This is a genomic window from Bradyrhizobium symbiodeficiens (assembly GCF_002266465.3).
Lineage (GTDB): Bacteria > Pseudomonadota > Alphaproteobacteria > Rhizobiales > Xanthobacteraceae > Bradyrhizobium > Bradyrhizobium symbiodeficiens.
In genome coordinates this window covers 4,969,550-4,986,486 of the sequence record NZ_CP029427.2, presented here as the reverse complement: position 1 = coordinate 4,986,486, position 16,937 = coordinate 4,969,550, and the positions used below count along the sequence as shown (strand labels likewise).

At 65.6% G+C, this 16,937-nt stretch carries 15 protein-coding genes; 8 read left to right on the top strand and 7 right to left on the bottom strand.

The features are described from left to right. Positions 1-5 precede the first annotated feature (5 nt). A complete protein-coding gene (locus tag CIT39_RS23530) occupies positions 6-440 on the bottom strand; it encodes a hypothetical protein (RefSeq protein ID WP_094972369.1) in 435 nt (144 codons plus the stop codon). 77 nt (positions 441-517) lie between these two features. Between CIT39_RS23530 and CIT39_RS23525 the strand changes: the two genes are divergently transcribed. After that, positions 518-1,105, top strand: a complete 588-nt coding sequence (locus CIT39_RS23525) for a hypothetical protein (RefSeq protein ID WP_094972368.1) — start codon at positions 518-520, stop codon at positions 1,103-1,105. Positions 1,106-1,126: 21 nt separating this feature from the next. Here the strand turns inward: CIT39_RS23525 and CIT39_RS23520 are convergent, their stop codons facing one another. Then, positions 1,127-2,470, bottom strand: coding sequence for an aminotransferase-like domain-containing protein (locus tag CIT39_RS23520; RefSeq protein ID WP_094972367.1), 1,344 nt, complete (start codon positions 2,468-2,470; stop codon positions 1,127-1,129). 185 nt (positions 2,471-2,655) lie between these two features. Here CIT39_RS23520 and CIT39_RS23515 point away from each other — a divergent pair, with 185 nt between their 5' ends. Beyond that, positions 2,656-2,892 carry a DUF1127 domain-containing protein gene (locus tag CIT39_RS23515; protein WP_094972366.1) on the top strand — a complete coding sequence of 79 codons (237 nt, stop codon included), beginning with the start codon at positions 2,656-2,658 and terminating at the stop codon, positions 2,890-2,892. 908 nt (positions 2,893-3,800) lie between these two features. On the opposite strand, the gene CIT39_RS23510 is transcribed toward CIT39_RS23515, so the two are convergent. The 3 genes from CIT39_RS23510 to CIT39_RS23500 all read right to left on the bottom strand — a co-directional run bounded on the left by CIT39_RS23510 (position 3,801) and on the right by CIT39_RS23500 (position 6,219). Beyond that, positions 3,801-4,847, bottom strand: coding sequence for an alpha/beta fold hydrolase (locus CIT39_RS23510; RefSeq protein WP_094972365.1), 1,047 nt, complete (start codon positions 4,845-4,847; stop codon positions 3,801-3,803). A gap of 224 nt (positions 4,848-5,071) precedes the next feature. After that, positions 5,072-6,022 (bottom strand): DMT family transporter, encoded by a 951-nt coding sequence (locus CIT39_RS23505; protein WP_094972363.1) that lies wholly within the window; start codon positions 6,020-6,022, stop codon positions 5,072-5,074. Next, entirely contained in the window at positions 6,019-6,219 is a 201-nt protein-coding gene (locus CIT39_RS23500; RefSeq protein WP_094972362.1) for a hypothetical protein, read from the bottom strand. The genes CIT39_RS23505 and CIT39_RS23500 overlap by 4 nt, the downstream gene beginning before the upstream one ends. Positions 6,220-6,351: 132 nt before the next feature. Between CIT39_RS23500 and CIT39_RS23495 the strand changes: the two genes are divergently transcribed. Continuing rightward, a complete protein-coding gene (locus CIT39_RS23495) occupies positions 6,352-7,266 on the top strand; it encodes a LysR family transcriptional regulator (RefSeq protein WP_094972361.1) in 915 nt (304 codons plus the stop codon). 40 nt (positions 7,267-7,306) lie between these two features. On the opposite strand, the gene CIT39_RS23490 is transcribed toward CIT39_RS23495, so the two are convergent. Then, positions 7,307-7,732, bottom strand: coding sequence for a universal stress protein (locus CIT39_RS23490; protein ID WP_094972537.1), 426 nt, complete (start codon positions 7,730-7,732; stop codon positions 7,307-7,309). Between the two features lie 87 nt (positions 7,733-7,819). Continuing rightward, positions 7,820-8,350, bottom strand: coding sequence for a SixA phosphatase family protein (locus CIT39_RS23485; protein ID WP_162308638.1), 531 nt, complete (start codon positions 8,348-8,350; stop codon positions 7,820-7,822). A gap of 191 nt (positions 8,351-8,541) precedes the next feature. Here CIT39_RS23485 and CIT39_RS23480 point away from each other — a divergent pair, with 191 nt between their 5' ends. The 5 genes from CIT39_RS23480 to CIT39_RS23460 all read left to right on the top strand — a co-directional run bounded on the left by CIT39_RS23480 (position 8,542) and on the right by CIT39_RS23460 (position 16,924). After that, positions 8,542-10,011 carry an NAD(P)/FAD-dependent oxidoreductase gene (locus tag CIT39_RS23480; RefSeq protein ID WP_094972359.1) on the top strand — a complete coding sequence of 490 codons (1,470 nt, stop codon included), beginning with the start codon at positions 8,542-8,544 and terminating at the stop codon, positions 10,009-10,011. Between the two features lie 86 nt (positions 10,012-10,097). Further along, the gene (msrB, locus tag CIT39_RS23475) at positions 10,098-10,610 is read left to right on the top strand and encodes a peptide-methionine (R)-S-oxide reductase MsrB (protein ID WP_162308637.1); all 513 of its coding nucleotides are present in this window, start codon (positions 10,098-10,100) and stop codon (positions 10,608-10,610) included. 237 nt (positions 10,611-10,847) lie between these two features. Next, positions 10,848-13,100, top strand: coding sequence for a flagellar hook-basal body complex protein (locus CIT39_RS23470; protein WP_094972357.1), 2,253 nt, complete (start codon positions 10,848-10,850; stop codon positions 13,098-13,100). A gap of 35 nt (positions 13,101-13,135) precedes the next feature. Then, entirely contained in the window at positions 13,136-15,019 is a 1,884-nt protein-coding gene (gene flgK / locus CIT39_RS23465) for a flagellar hook-associated protein FlgK (protein ID WP_094972356.1), read from the top strand. 21 nt (positions 15,020-15,040) lie between these two features. Further along, positions 15,041-16,924 (top strand): flagellar protein, encoded by a 1,884-nt coding sequence (locus CIT39_RS23460; RefSeq protein ID WP_094972355.1) that lies wholly within the window; start codon positions 15,041-15,043, stop codon positions 16,922-16,924. Positions 16,925-16,937 lie beyond the last annotated feature (13 nt).

Genomic DNA, 16,937 nt, shown 5'->3' with positions numbered 1-16,937 from the left:
GTTTTTTACCCGCGGCGCAGGGCGAAATGGGCGCCGCAGAATGCCATGACCGCGCCGAGGCACAGCGCGGCGAGCCCGGCCAGCACGCCCGAGACGGTCGGGACCGGGCTCGGCGCCGAGGCCACCTGGCCCGCACCCGCAAGCAGCAGCACGCCGACCGCGATCAGGAACTGCCGCATCCGTTGCGGGATCTGGCCGGAGACCGCGCTCTGCATCAGCGTCGCCGTGAAATAGCCGCCGGAGAAGCCGACCGTCGCGATCAGCCACCACGCGATCGCAGCGCCCGCGGGGATGAACTCGGCCGTGTCGGAGCGCCAGAGACCGCCGAGGTCGAGCCCATAGCGCGCGCCCAGCATGTGCACCGCAAGCGCGAGCAGCACGCCTGATATCATTGCGGCGCCGAGAATCAGGCGGCGCGGAAAAAAGGTCGTCTCAGCCATGGCCCGCTTGTAGGATGGGCGAGGGCGATCGCGCAAGCGGATCGCAGGCGGGATGGCGGACGGGGTCGATTGTCGGGATGCAGGGTTCGGAAGCTGAGACCGGGTCGGTCACGAGCTACGCCTACAGGGCGTCGCTGATCGGCTCGGCACATCGCTTCGAGCTGACCGAGCAGGGGCTGTCCTGGCACATCGGCGGCCGATCCGGCCTGTGGCCTTACGACGAGATCAGCGCGATCCGGCTGTCGTTCCGCCCGGTGTCGATGCAGCAGCACCGCTTTCGCGCCGATGTCACACACGCCAGCGGCCGCCGCATCGCGATCCTGTCGACGAGCTGGCAGACCGCAGCGCTGATGGCGCCGCAGGACAACGGTTTTCGCGCGTTCATCGTCGCGCTGCACGCACGGATGGCGAAAGCGGGTAGCCACGCAACGCTGACCGCCGGGCTCGGCCGCACAGCCTATGCGGCGGTGCTGGCATCGCTGGCGGTGCTGACGGTGGCGATGGCGGGCCTCTTGATCCGGGCGCTTGTCATCGGCGAGTTCGCCGGCGCGCTGTTCATCATCGGCTTTGCCGCATTGTTCGCCTGGCAGGTCGGCGGCTTCGTCCGGCGCAACCAACCGCAGAGCTACAGCTTTGATCAGGTGCCGAAGGCGTTGCTGCCCTAGACCGATCGCTACGGCCAATCGCTACTCGGTCGAGTCGAAATCCTCTTCCTTGGTGCCGAGCAGCGAGACGATCGTGCGCAGGCCCGAGTCGAGCTGCTCGAAGGTGGGCGGGGCGAGGGCGAGGCGCACCGCGTTCGGTGCATGGCCGTGGGCGATCGCGAAGGTGGAGGACGGCGTCAGCGCGATGCCGCGCCGCGCGGCGGCGGCGACGAAGGTTTGCGAGCGCCAGTGTGGCGGCAGGGTCAGCCAGAGATGATACGAGCGGGTGTCGGCGGCGATCTGGTAGCCGGCGAGCAGCCTTGCCGCGGTCTGCTGCCGCCGCGAGGCGTCGATGCGTTTCAGCCGCGTCAGCTCGGCGACGGTGCCGTCGGCCATCAGCCGTTGTCCGGAGGCGAGCGCGTGGCCCGAGGCGATCCAGCCGCCGGTGCGGACCGCGCTCATCACGCTCTCGCGCAAGCGAGGCGGCGCCACGAGGATGCCGAGCGCGAGGCCCGGCGCGACCTTCTTGGACAGGCTGTCGATCACGATGCAGCGGTCCGGCCCGAGCGCAGCCAGCGGCGTGTCGTCGGCGAGGAAGCCGTAGACGGCGTCTTCGATGATGGTGAGGTCGAGCTTCTCGGCGACCCGCATGATGTCGGCGCGCCGCGTCGCGTTCATGGTGACGCCGAGCGGGTTCTGGATGATGGGCTGCAGATACAGCGCCGACAGATGCGCCTCGCGATGCGCTTTCTGGATCGCATCGGGACGTGCGCCGAATTCGTCCATGGGAATCGGGACGAGCGTGATGCCGAGCCGCGCCGCGATGCTCTTGACGTAAGGGTAGGTCAGCGCCTCGACGCCGCAACGGCCGCCGGTGGGGACGAGTGCCGCGAGCGCGGCGGCGAGCGATTGCTTGCCGTTGGCGGTGAAGACGATCTGCTCGGCCTGCGGCACGAAATCCTTGCGCGCGAGATAGGCGGCAGCCGCGTTGCGCGCGCTCTTGGTGCCGGTGCTGGTCGAAACGCGCAGCGCGGATTCCAGCGCGTCGACGCGCTCCAGCCCCGCGAGGCTCTTGGCGATCATCGCCCATTGCTGCGGCAATAGCGGATAATTGACCTCGAAATCGATCCGCGCATCGCGCGGCTCGCTCAATGCTTCGACCTCGCGCCTGATGTCGCCGGAGATGAAGGTGCCGCGGCCGACCTCGCCGACGACGAGCCCGCGGCGGAGCAATTCCGTATAAACCCGGCTCGCGGTCGAGACCGCGATGCCGCGGTCATAGGCAAAATTGCGCTGCGGCGGCAGCCGATCGCCAGGTCTTAACGTGCCATTAGAGATATCCGAGGCAATGGCATCGGCAAGCTTCACGTACTCGAACTTGGACATTATTGCACCGAGAGCAATGTTTCACTTGCTCCGAGTAGTGTACTGGAGCATTTAAGTTCCATCAAGGTCCGCGATTGAGCCGAGGAGAGCGAGAGCAATCCGACGGCAAATGAGGTGCAAGCGCTTACGCGTCTGCGCCAACGGCATTCGCTTCGCCGCGCGGACCACCAGGCCGGAGAAGAAACATGACCACGATCTCACAAACTGCCGGGCGGAATTTACGCCCTTCCTCGACGGGCGGATTTTTCAGCATCCTCGCCCAGGGCGCCTATGCGCTCTTCAACAGCCTCGAGCGCCGCTCGGCCGTCAAGACATTGAGCGACCTCGACGACCGCGCCCTGCGCGACATCGGGATCACGCGCAGCCAGATCGAGGACGCCGTCTACGGGCAGGTCAAGGCCGAGCTGACGCGGTATCTGTGAGGCGCTTCTGACGCGCTCGCTCCCTCCGTGTCCCGGACGCGCCGCAACGTTCTTACGCTGCTGCGCAGAGCCGGGACCCGGGAAGCCGCGCACTCGCTGATGCATGGGCCCCGGCTTTGCAGCGCACCGTCGAAGAGAGGCTGCGCAGCGTCCGGGGCACGAGAGCTTTGTCGAATGACTGACATGGGATCGCATCCTCGCGGCGCATTTCGCCCGAGCTTTGTTGATCGCTTCACCCTCGAATGAAAGAGGGCGCAGGGAAGGCCGGGCGCCTGCTGGCACCCGCGGTCCACTGTGCGAATTCTGCGTAACAAAAAGCTGCACAGCGGCATACAGGTGTAGCCAGGACAGCCCGGCCTTCCCTGCGCAGTGGCTTTACGGCTTATGTCGCGCTCTCCCCGGGGAGCGTTGCACTATTGCCCCCGTCGCCTTGCGGATGACTGATGCGCTTGCCCGGTTGAGCAATACACATCACCACAAGACTTGGCGCACAGACCCCGGGCGCCAGGACCACACGATTTTGCCGTACGCCGATCACACCGGTCGTGTGCGCGAGGCGCCTTGCTCACGGTTGCCCGCCCTGCAAAACCCTTCGCGCCGATGCCATCAGCGTCCACCGCCGCCCGGCCCGCGTTCGTGACGATCGCGATACGCCCCTCTTCCTTGGGCCGGGTTGAGGCGACACATACGTCATTTCCGAATTTCGGTAAAGTGGAATGTTTTCGCTGCCGCGCGTTGACCCACTGGTCGCGTGTTTTGCCCGCCGGCAGTGCAAGGTCTTGTGTCAGGACCATACTATAATTGGCTCACGGGGATACGGTTGGTCGACCTCAAAACAGCGAGGAGAGCGGCTGATCCAGCGTGGGCGACCGCCCCGCAGGAAGGATTCCACTTCTCTCGTGGTGCCATCAGAGCTTTTTGTTCCGGAGCCAGGTGCGGATCGCCTCGATGTGTTCTGCCTTGCGTTCCAGCGGCAGCCAATGCCCGGCGGGTATACTCGTCACGGTAAGGTCCGGGCAGGCCGCGCTCATCGGATCGCCTTGGCGATTTCCAATGATGGTGCAGATCTGATCAAAGTCGCCGTTGACGAACAGCACCGGCTGCGCGATGCGGCCGCCGTTGGGCGCCTTGCGCGCGTAGGCGATGTTGGCGTCGTCGTTCAGGTACCACGCGCAGGATGGACGGAAGCCGTGAGTCTTGAATGCCTGCACCAGCACGTCGAAGTCGGCTGGCGGCCAGAGAGCCGGATCAGGCTCAGTCGGCGGGGCACGGTGCGCGGCGCCAAAGCGCCCTCCGTTGCGTGTGACCATCGCATTCGGCGAAACCTTGTTGATGCCGGCGGCGCTGCCTGGCCGAAAGATCGACGCCAACGATGCTGCCAGGTCAGCATCGAGGTCGGCAACTGCGGCCTCGAAGTGCGTCGTGTAGTAGCGGTAGTAGTCCCATTGGCCATCCGGATATTGGTCAGCCGGATAGATCGTTCGGTCGACCAGCGGGACGACTGTGTGCAGGGCGTGCCCGGCGGGTTGATACGCGAGCGAGGTCAGCACGACACCACGGCTGCGCTTGGGCTGATGCGCGACCAATTCACCGACCACAACACAGCCCCAGTCGTGACCGACCCAGATCGCAGGCCGGCCGCCAAGGTGGTCATGGAGTTCCGCCATGTCCGCCACGACTTCCTCGATGGTGTAGGCCTCGTTGGCCGCGGGCGCGGAAGAACTGCCGAAGCCGCGCAGATCAGGAGCGACGCAGTGCCAACCATCGGCGGCGAACGCGTCCATCTGAGCGCGCCACATCAAACTGATGCTCGGCCAGCCATGGAGGAAGATCATCAACGGTGCGTCGGCTTGCCCGCACTCGATGTAGTGCGTGGTCTGACGAGGCGAACTGAAAGTGCGTTGGTGGAGCGTTGGTCCGGCCCCAGAACTGATCGGTTGCAGTGGATCTGTCATGGTCGAATACTTCGGTTGAGTTCAGACGTTCCGGAACGTGAAGCGCTCACCGAGCGCTGACGCTGTTTGGGTGCTGGGGAATGCCCGGACATCGGCGAGCGGCGCGCCTGCGACCAGTCCCGGACCGTATCGGCCTTGGGTGAACGCGTCCGCGTCACATGCTCGCAGATCGTCCAGTTCGCGCTCGAGCAAGGCGATCGGCGCCGGTGTGATTAGGCCGTCCTTCATGTGTTTGCTGGACGGCCGGGTTGGCGCGCGCCGGGCGCCTTGCGATCGATCATCAAGGCGACGCCCCCCAATGCGATCCCGCCTGCCAAAAGCTTCTCGACCGTGAGGGGCTCGTGCAACAGCAGCGCGGAGAGACACAGGGCGATGACTGGCGCGGCGTAATTGAAAGTGTTGGCGAGCGTCGGTGAGACCTTGGCGTTGAGCGTCAGGAAGACGGCATACCCGACCAGCGTGCTTGCCACGACCAGGAAAGCCAGCGCACCCCAAGCTGCCGGGGGCATGCGCGATAGGTCAGTCCTGATGGTTATCCCCGATACCGTGACGATCGCTCCGAGCACCAGGCCGGCGGCCGCCAGCTGCGTCGTGAGGCCGATCACGGGATCGCGCGGCAGCGTCAGCCGCGGCGCGAGTAAGGACCCTGCCGCCCAGGCCGCGGCCGCTGTGAGCGTGAGCACCGCGCCGAGCGGTCGGAACTCGGCTCCGGTGGCGGACGTCCAGCCCATCAGCACAAGGCCGAGGAAACCAATGGCGACGCCGGCGACCTGACGGCGCGTCAGCGGCTGATGGAACAGGCCCCAGGCGAACAGCGCCAGGAAGAGCGGTGCCGCGGACCCAAACACCGCGGCCACTCCGGCTGGCAGAAAGTGCGTCCCCCAGATCGCCAGCGCCTGACTGGCGACGAGCATGATGACGCCGATGAGCGCGGCGCCGCCCAACTCGCGCGCCGAGGGCGGCGATCTTTGCCAACGGACCAACGCGAATGGGAGCAGAAGCAGCGCCGCAATCGAAAAGCGCAGCGTTGCCACCATCAGCGGATGCAGGACGTTCCCGGCGACCTTGAAAGCCAGGAAGTTGGCTCCGTTATAGAACCACTGGTAACCGACTGCGAGGGCGACCAGCCCGCGATACCTGCTCCAGCCGGTGTCCGTCATGGTTGTCGCGGTCATGTGCTGACCGCCAGCCGGTGGACGAAGCTCTCGATTTCGGTCGCCACCCGACCAGGCTGTTCGTGACGGGGGAGATCGCCGGCGTCCGGCAATGGCGAGCAATCGCGATCGGTGAGTGGAGGTCCCTTGACCACGCAGACAACGCGAAACGACGCGTCGCTTGCTTTCATCGCCATGTGTTTGATTTTGAGGCCCATGCGGCCAGTCGCTCCGGTCAGTTCAAGAGATAATGGTGCAGATAACAATTCGGTCGCGTGCCGACTGATGATTCGGTAGCATCATCGACCTCGGCAATCGCATCACCGATGTGTCAGCCCGGAGAGGCGTAAATGGAACTCAAGGATCTCCGCTGCTTCGTCGCCATTGCGGAAACCGGCGGTTTCCGGAGTGCGTCTCGGCGGCTCGGGATGGAGCAGTCGATCGTCAGCCGGCGGCTCGCGAGCCTGGAGGACGGCCTTGGCGTCTCTCTGGTCGAGCGCGGTCGCAATGGCGTTCGGCTGACCGCGGCGGGCGGACGCTTTCTCGAACAGGTTCGCACCTCGCTGTCGCAACTGGACGTGGCGGTCTCGCATGCGCAGGCCGCGGGTGAAGCGGTGGCCGGACGCGTCAGGATCGGCATCACCTCATCCATCGCCTCCGGCTTCGTGCGCGAACTGCTAGCGGCATGGCGCACGGACCACCCACGCGTGGCGATCGATCTCGTCGAGGGCGGGCCGAACGAGCACGTGGCCGCGGTCCTCGCCCATAAACTGGATCTGACGTTTCAACTGAGTTCAGTCCCCCACCAGGGGCTCGATGCCGAGCAGCTCTGGATCGACCGCGTATTCGCCGCGACCGCGAGCGGTAGCCCTTATGCGGCGCACGGCCGTTGCAGGATGGCTCAGCTCGCAGACGCTGAATTCATCGTCAGCACGCGAAACTCTGGACCCGACATCCGGGACTTCCTGACCACCCGACTCTATCAGCTCGGCAATAGCCCCTCGATCCGGATGATCGATATCGGACGCGAAGCCCTGATGCATTGCGTCGGGCTGGGCATGGGCGTGACGGTCACCACCAGCGCCGACGCTACAATCGGCTACCCCGACGTCACGTTCGTCGAGATTCTCGACGAGCGACTGCCCTTCAGCGCAATCTGGTCGCCTCACAACGACAACCCGGCATTGCGACGCTTCCTCAGTGGGGCACGGATCAGGGCACGCAAAAGCGCGCGTCCGCACAGAGAAGCGCCTGCCAATGACTGAAGGACGCGCGTATGCTGGGTGATACGAGAGCGCTCCGAACTCAGTGCCTCACCACCAGCACCGAGCACTTCGCGTAGCGCACCACGTGGCCGGCGTTGGAGCCGAGGAAGTAGGTGCGCATCGCCGGCCGGTGCGAGGTCATCACGATCAGATCGGCCTTCATGTGCACGGCTTCCTCCAGGATCTCGTGGTAGATGCCGCCCTGGCGGACCACGCTGGAGATGCGGCTCGGATCGATGCCGGATTCGCGCGCGACGATGGCAAGTGCTTCTTCCGACGTTTGGCGCTGCTGTTCGTCGAAATCGGCCGGCACATATTCGGCCAGCATCACCGGCGTCATCGGCAGCACGTTGAGTAGCCGCACCGTGCCGCTCCAGGTCTGCGACAGCGTGGCCGCGGTCGCGATCGCCGGCTTGGCGAGGTCGGTGTCGGCGAGGTCGATGGGCACGAGGATGGACTTGAACATCTGCGCCTCCAAATCTTCATTCCCCCGGATCGAACTGGATCAACCGGTCGAGACGGCGCCCGCTCGTCTCATCCCGATCGTAGCAGCTTATCGTAGCAGCTTGGGGCTGGTGAACAGCACCAGTCTGCCGCGGCGGTAGGCCACGTCAGCCCAATCCTTGACGTCAAAGTCGAAGATCGCAAGCCCCGCGGTGGGCAGATTGTCGGCGAGCGCCCTGGCGCCGTCCGGATCGCCGCCGCCCATCAGCATCAGGGCCGCTTCGTGCATGCCGGGATTATGGGCCACCAGCAGCAATTGCTTCGGGTCGGCCGGCGCGGTTGCGGTGCGAATGGAGTCCAGGATCTGCGCGGGATCGGCGCCGTAGAGTTCCGGCAGGATCTCGACCTGCGGTGTCGGGACGCGGTCCTTCATCGCCTCCCAGGCGGTGTCCCAGGTCTGCCGGGCCCGCACGGCGTGCGACACCAGCACGGTATCGGGGAAGGGAGGATGGGTGGCGATCCAATCGCCGATCCGGGCGGCATCCTTATGGCCGCGGTCGTCGAGGCGGCGATCCTGGTCACGGCCGCTCGGCGCGTCGGTCTCGGTCTTGGCGTGACGCAGCAACATCAAACGGCGCATGGCATTCTCGAATCGTTCCACGTCCAGAATAATCTACAGGCGCCGGTCGAGGACAAGGTGACGGGCGCCCGGTTGGCATTAAGCGCGATCAGACTAGAACGAATCGTCATCGCGCTTAAGGTTGTTATTTCGAGCATGATCTTTTCGGAAAACCGCTGCACACTTTTCCGGATCATGCTCTAAGAAACGACATGAGCGAGACTTTCACAAGCGTGTCCCAGGAAGAAGCCGGCCTTCGCGACCGTGTCCGGCTGTCGTTCGATCTCGACGTGGACATCTGCGTCATCGGGGCCGGGCTTGCCGGGCTCTCCATCGCGCTGGAGGCGGCCCGGCTCGGGGCCAGTGTCGCGGTGCTCGAGGGCCGTCATATCGGCTGGAACGCCTCCGGCAACCAGCTCGGCACAGTGATGCCGGGCTTTGCGCTGCCGCTCACCGACCTGATCGAGCGCATCGGCTTCGAGGACGCGCGTGAATTGTGGACACTGTCGAAGGAGGGCGCCGAGCTCGTCCGGGCCAACGCCACGGAAGCGAACATGCCGGGGATCGCTCCTGATAACGGCGTGCTGGAGGTCTCCAACGTCGATGCCGGCGACCGCCTGATCAGCCGGTTGCAGATGCTGAACGAGGATTTCGACACCGAGGTCGAGGGCTGGCAGGTCGATCGCGTCCGCGAGGTGCTCAGGACCGATCGCTATTTCCACGGCGTGTATTATCCTAGGGCGTTCCAGGTCGACGGCCGCAAATACGTGCACGGCCTTGCCGCGCTGGCGCGGCGGGCCGGCGCCCGCATCTTCGAGGACACGCCGGTCGTCAGCATCGATCATTCCGGCATCCGCAAGCGCATCGTCACGCCCTCGGCACGGCTGCGTGCCAGCCACATCGTGCTCGCGGGCAACATCCATCTCGGCGCGCCGTTGCGGCGGCTGTCGGAGACGCTGCTGCCAGTCTGGCGCTATGCCGGCATCACCGCGCCGCTCGGCGAACGCGTGCACGAGATCATCGCCTTCAAGGGATCGGTGATGGATTCCGACGGTGTCGACCATTTCCGCATCGTCGACGGCGACCGGCTGATGTGGGAGAGCCCGGAGACCACCTGGGCCGCGCGTCCGCAGCGCTTTGCGGGCAGCGTCAGGCGCCGGATCCGCACGATCTTTCCCGACCTCGGCAATGTCGAGGTCACCGAGACGTTCGGCGGCGCCACCGGCCAGACAGTGCACGGCATGCCGCAGATCGGCCAGTTGCGCAAAGGCCTGTGGGTGGCGAGCGGGTTCGGCCGTCAGGGCATGAACACCTCGGCCATGGCCGGGCAGATGATCGCGCGCAGCATCCTGTGGGGCGACGAACGCTGGAAGCTGTTCTCGCCGTTCGAACTGGTCTGGGCCGGCGGCGCCACCGGGCGGGTCGCGGGCCAATTGGTCGGGATCTGGGGCAGGGCGAGCTCCGCCGCCGCCGGCTCGCTCGCCCGCTACCGGGAACGCGCCAAGGTCAAGGACCGCCAGCGCGAGGCGCGCCTCGCCGAAGCCAATCGGGCCGCCGGCACCGGTCCGCGCCGCCCACTGGCCGGCGTCAGGCCGCGACCGGCCGCGCCCCCGAAGCCCGCAGCCCAAGGGGGACAACATCGCGCGGAACCGGCGCCGCATGATGGCGCCGCCTCCCAATAAGTTGATAGAAATTCCGCCTGATCATGTAACGTCAGTCGTTAAAGCCCGTATCTCAGGGCGTGGATTGCCCGCGCACGGAGAATGAGATGTTTGACCGCCGCATTCTGTTGACGACTGCCGCCGGCCTGTTCGGCCTTGGAGCCTTCCGCTGGCTGAGAGGGACGCCTGCCGAGGCTGGCGAGAAAGCCGCGGAAAAGTTCGAGATCACGAAGACCGAGGCCGAATGGCGCGCCCAGCTCACGCCGCAGCAATATGAGATCCTGCGCAACCACGGCACCGAGCGGCCGGGCTCCAGCCCGCTGCTGAAAGAGCACCGCAAGGGCACCTTCGCCTGCGCCGGCTGCGACCTGCCGCTGTTCGCCTCCGAGACCAAATTCGAGAGCGGCACCGGCTGGCCGAGCTTCTACCAGCCGATCGAGGGCAATGTCGGCAAGACCGAGGACCGTGCCTACGGCATGCTCCGCACCGAGGTGCATTGCCGGCGTTGCGGAGGCCATCTCGGCCACGTCTTCGACGACGGTCCGAAGCCGACGGGATTGCGCTATTGCATCGACGGTTTCGGGCTGGTGTTCCGCCCGGCGGCGGCGTCCGCGACGTAGGTTCTTCGGTTGACGCGTTTTCTTCACGCGAACCGGCGGCCACTTCGCTCGAAAACGCTATGGGATCCCGGCAATTGTTGCCGGCCCCGGCAATTGTGCCCCGGTCATCGGACCGGGGCTTTTCCATTAAGTGATTGATTTTCCGAGAATACCCGCATTGGCATAGCCTTTGCGACTGTCTCCTCCGACTGCGGCCCTGGTCGACCGGCCGCCGAGATCGGATTTGGAGACAAAGTTATGGGTATCTTCGATGCAATGAACACCTCGGTGGGTGGCCTGCAGGCGCAGTCCTACGCGCTGCAGAACATTTCCGGCAACATCGCGAACTCATCCACCACCGGCTACAAGGGCATCGGCACCAGCTTCGTCGACCTCATCCCCGACTCCTCGGTTCCGAGCAAGCAGGTCGCGGGCGGCGTGACGGCCAACGCCAAGGCCACCATCACCACACAGGGCACGATCTCGGGCTCCACCGTCGCCACCAACATGGCGATCACCGGCGACGGCTTCTTCTCGATCCAGAAGGCGAGCGGCGTCGTCGACAACGTGCCTGTCTTCACCGGGGTCACCTATTACACGCGGCGCGGCGACTTCCAGCTCAATGCCAACGGCAATTTGGTCAACGGCGCCGGCTACTATTTGATGGGCGTCACGGTCGACCCGAAGACCGGCAATCCGACCGGCAGCGTGGCGAACGTCCTGCAATTCCAGAACAACTTCATTCCGGCGCAGGCGACCACCTCGATCCAGTACGCAGCGAACCTGCCGACCCAGCCGAACACGGTGGCGAAAACGACCGCGTCGACCGGCACGCTGCTGGCGGCCGGCGGGCTGAACCCGTCCGATTTCTCCGCCAACCCGTTGCCGGTCGGTACCCCGCCGGCGCCCTATGCCAACGCACTGGTCTCGGGCGCGGCTGCAACCGGCAACATCCGCTCGCCCTATTCATCGACGACGGCCTCGGGCACGGTCGCACTGCAGAACAATTCGTCGGCGGTGGCCTCGACCACCACGTCGCTCGACAACGCGGTCGGCACGCATCTCGCCTCCAGCATCCTCACCGCGCTGAGCGGGCAGACGCTGACCATCAACGGCAACACGATCACGTTCAACGGCGGCACGACGGTCTCGACCGTCGGCAACAACACCACGATCGGGCTCGGCGCGGGCACGACGGCGACTGTGGCGGACATCCTGAACGGAATCCAGACCGCCGGCGGCGCCGGCGTCACGGCCTCGCTCTCCGCCAGCGGCAACATCGTGATCTCCAGCGGCACCGGCACCGACGTAGCTGTCGGCAGCGGCACGGCCGCCACCGCGCTCGGCATCAGCAGCGTGACCCGCGGCGGCAACGTGCTGTCCTCACCTGCGATCTCGGGTGCAACGGTGCTGAGCGGCAGCGCGACGGCCGGCGGCGCCCAGGTGCTCTCGTCCGGCTTCGCCGCCGGCGATACCATCACGGTCGACGGTCAGACGCTGACCTTCATGGCCTCGGGTGCCTCGGGTGCCAACCAGATCAACATCACCGACAACATCACGACCCTGCTCGGCAAGATCGACGCTCTCGCAGGCGCCTCGGGGTCGTCAGTCAGCAGCGGCGGCGTCATCACGCTGAACACCGGCACCGTCTCCAATCTGTCGGTGTCCAGCTCCAACAGTGCGGCCTTCGCCGCGCTCGGCTTCACCTCGACCATCACCAAGAACCGCGACGGCGGCGGCACCGCCGGCACCGGCGGCGTGGTCGGCAACGACATCTCGACCTTCACCAAGGAATCGATCAGCGGCGGTGCGGTGACTGCCTACAACGCCGCGGGCACGCCGGTGAACCTGCAATTGCGCTGGGCCAAGACCGACAGCGCCTCGCTCGGCGCGGGCCACTCCGATAGCTGGAACCTGTTCTACCAGACCGATCCGAACGCGACCGGCACGACCGTCGGCTGGGTCAATACCGGCCAGACCTTCACCTTTGCCGCCGACGGCTCGCTGACCTCGCCGAGCGGCTCGGGCATCACCATCAACAATGTCAGCGTCAGCGGTCAGTCGCTCGGCTCGGTCGCCTTCAACATCTCCACGGGCGGACTGACGCAATATGCCAGCACCAGCGGCGCGGTGACCATCAACACGATCACCCAGAACGGCTATGCCGCCGGTCAGCTCCGCTCGGTCGCCGTCAACAACAGCGGCATCGTGGTCGGCACCTTCTCGAACGGCCAGAACCTCAATCTCGCTCAGGTTCAGCTGTCGCATTTCAACGGCACCAACTATCTGAAGGCGCTCGATGGCGGTGCCTATGCCGCAACCGAACAGTCGGGACCTGCCATCGATGGCGCTTCGGGCACCATCAGCGGCTCGTCGCTGGAAGGCTCGAACACCGACATCGCCGACGAATTCACCAAGCTGATCGTGACCCAGCAGGCCTACTCGGCCAACACCAAGGTGATCACGACCGCGAATTCGATGGTGCAGGACCTCTTGAACGTGTTGCGCTGATCGGCGCGTAACGTAACCAAAGGCGGCTAGTCAACATGGGTTTGAGTTCAGCCCTCGCCAGTGCGATGAGCGGTCTGCGTGCCAACCAGGCCGCGCTCTCGATCGTCTCCTCGAACGTCGCGAATTCGCAGACGCCGGGTTACGTCGTCCAGACCCCGAACCAGATCGAGGTCACCACCGGCGATTTCGGCGCGACGGCGATGACGACCGGCGTCAGCCGGGAGCTCGACACCTATGTATTGAACCAGCTGCGCACCGAGACCGGCGGCAGTGGCTACGCCGACCAGATGGCCAGCATCCTGAAGCAGCTTCAGAATGTCTATGGCACGCCCGGCAACAGCGGCACGCTCGAAACCGCGCTGAACAAGTTCACCACGGCGCTGCAGGCGCTGTCGACCAGCTCGGGCGCCTCGTCGGCGCAAACCGTTGCGCTCGGCGCGGCGCAGGCGCTGGCGACCCAGCTCAACGTCACCACCAAGGGCATCCAGTCGCTGCGCTCCAACGTCGAGCAGGATCTCGGCAATTCGGCGCAAGCGGCCAACGTCGCCATGCAGCAGGTCGCCGACATCAACACCAGGCTGCAGGGCCTGTCGGCCAACGACCCCTCGGCCGCGACGCTGATGGACCAGCGCGACCAGGCCATCAACACGCTGTCGAAATATGTCGACGTCCGCGTCACCACCGACGGTTCGAACCAGGCCAACATCTACACCACGACGGGCATCCAGCTCGTCGGCGCCGGGCTCGCCTCGCAATTCACCTTTGCCTCGGCCGGCGCGCTGTCGGCGACCTCGCTCTACAACATCGATCCGGCCAAGTCCGGCGTCGGCGCGTTCAACATCGTGCTGCCGAACGGCTCGAAGGTCGACGTCGTCGCCAACAGCGTGGTCTCCTCGGGCCAGATCGCGGCCGATCTGAAGTTGCGCGACCAGACGCTGGTGCAGGCGCAGGAGCAGATCGATCAGCTCGCCGCCACGATGTCGAGCGCGCTGTCGGACAAGACGACCGCCGGCACCACGGTGACGGGTCCGCCGGCCGGATTCGACATCGACCTTGCCGGTGCGCAGCCGGGCAACACCGCCACGTTCACCTACACCGACACGGCAACCAATACCCAGCGCCAGGTCACGCTGGTCAACGTCACCGATCCGGCGGCGCTTCCGCTGCAGAATGCGACCAACGCCAACCCGATGCAGATCGGCGTGAACTTCTCCGGCGGCATGGGCGCGATCGCCTCGGCCCTCAACACGGCGCTCTCCACGTCGCACCTGACATTCTCCGCCGCCCCGTCGCCGGCGACCGCCACGACGCTGCGGATCACCGACGACAACAGCGGCCTCGCCAAGGTCAATTCGGCCTCGACCAGCAAGACGATCTCGTCGCTGACCTCGGGCAATCCGCAGCTGCCGCTGTTCACCGACGGCGGACAGGCGCTCTACACCGGCGCGATCACCGCCTCGGGCTCGCAGATGACGGGCCTGGCCGGACGCATCGCCGTGAACACGCAGCTGGTCTCCGATCCGACCCGGATGTCGGTGTACAACACCTCGCCGGTGACGCCCGCAGGTGACACCGCGCGTTCGGACTATCTCTATTCGCAGCTCACCTCGGCGGTGTTCTCCTATTCGCCATCGAGCGGCCTCGGCTCGCCGAGCCAACCCTTCACCGGCAGCGTCTCGAACTATCTGCAGCAATTCCTCAGCGTCCAGGCCAATTCCGCGACCCAGGCCACCCAGCTCCAGCAGGGCCAGAGCGTCGTGGTCTCGACGCTGCAGGCCAAGTTCAACTCGACCTCCAGCGTCAACCTGGACTCGGAGATGTCGAACCTTATCCAGCTCCAGAATGCCTATGCCGCCAACGCCCACGTCATGTCGGTGGTGCAGAGCATGATGAATACGTTGCTCCAGGCTCAAGTGTAACAAGTAACAGGGCTCTGAAACATGTCGATCAGCAGCATCAACTACTCTTCGTCGATTCTCGGCTCGCAGATCCGCAATATCAATCAGCAGCTCACGGACCTGTCGACGCAGCTCTCGACCGGCAAGCTGTCGCAGAACTATTCCGGGATGGGCACCAACGAGGGCTTTGCGATCGCCGGGCGCGCGCAGCTCTCCAACATCGCCGCCTATACCGACACGATCACCAACGTCAACGTCAGCATCAACCTCGCCAACACCGCGCTGCAGTCGCTGACCAAGATCCGCAGCACGGTGCAGACGGGTGCGGCCAACACCGCGCAGGATCTCAACGTCAACGGCCAGACCATCGCGCAGAACACCGCCGCCGCCCAGTTCGGCTCGATGATCGGCGTGCTCAACACGCAGACCGGCAACCGTTATCTGTTCTCCGGAACGGCCATCGGCACGCAGTCGGTTGCGAATGCCGGCGACATCATCAACGGCACCACGACGCAGGCGGGGTTCAAGACCGTGATGGCGGAGCGCCAGGCCGCCGATCTCGGCGCCAACGGCATGGGTCGCCTAGTGCAGACGCAGCCGACGCCGAGCTCGGTCCAGGTGTCGGAAGACGCCGCCGGATCGCCGTTCGGACTCAAGCTCAAGGCGGTGTCCTCGACCCTGACGGGGGCGACCATCACCGGCCCGAGTGGCTCGCCGGTGTCGTTTTCGGTCGATCTCAACGGCGTCAATCCGAACAATGGCGACAAGCTGAGCGTGCAGTTCACGCTGCCGGACGGCTCGATCGAGCAGATCGACCTGACCGCGTCGACGGCCACGCCGACGCCGCTCGGCAGCTTCGCCATCGACGCCAGCACCCCCGTCAATCCGACCAACACCGCCAACAACCTCAACACCGCGCTGAACACCGCGATCACGAAACTCGCAAACACCTCGCTGGTCGCGGCATCCGCCATCGTCGCCGGCGACAATTTCTTCAACACCGCCAGCTCTGCGATCGGCACGGCCGTCAACAACCAGGCGGCGCCGCCCGCACCGATCAGCGGTGCAACGGCGCTGTCGGGCGCGAGCCCCTCGGACTCGATCTCGCCGGGCTTCGTTGCGGGCGACACCATCACGGTCAACGGCACCACGCTGACATTCGTGGCGTCGGGCGCGACCGGCAACCAGCTCAACGTCACCGACAGCATCCAGGATCTGCTCGGCAAGATCGACCAGATCACGGGGACGTCGAAGCCCTCGACGGTCCACGGCGGCTCGATCACGATCAACACAGACGATGCGGCGAGTTTGAACATCACGAGCTCGAATACCGGGGCGCTCGGTTCGCTCGGCTTCAGCGCGACGCCCGTGACCGCCACCCAGCCGCCGCTGCGCGTCGGCTCCTCGCCCGCGAGCTCGGCGACGACGCTGGTCAACGGCTCGGCCACCACGGTGAAATGGTACCTTGGCAATGACGGGCCCGGCTCGCCGCGTTCGACTGCGATGGCGCGGGTCGACGATTCCGTCTCGGTCCAATACGGCGCCCAGGCGAACGAGGACGCGATCCGCCAGCTGTTGCAGGCGACCGCGGTGTTCGGGACCTTCTCGACTTCGCCGACCGGGCAGTATTCGGGCGGGCAGGTCGCCGCGCTGAGCCTGCGCACCACCCAGGCGCTGACCCAGCAGCCCGGCCAGCAGCGCATCGAGGACATCCAGACCGACATCGCGATGGCCCAGAATACGATGAAGGATGCGAGCACGCGCCAGACCCAGGCCAAGGCGCAGCTCCAGACCATCATCGACCAGGCGGAATCGGCCTCGCCCGACCAGGTCGCGAGCCAGCTGCTGGCGCTCCAGAACGCGCTCCAGGCGTCCTACCAGGTGACCTCGAACCTCGCGCAGCTCTCGCTCGTCAAGTTCCTGTAAGGACGCGTTAAGG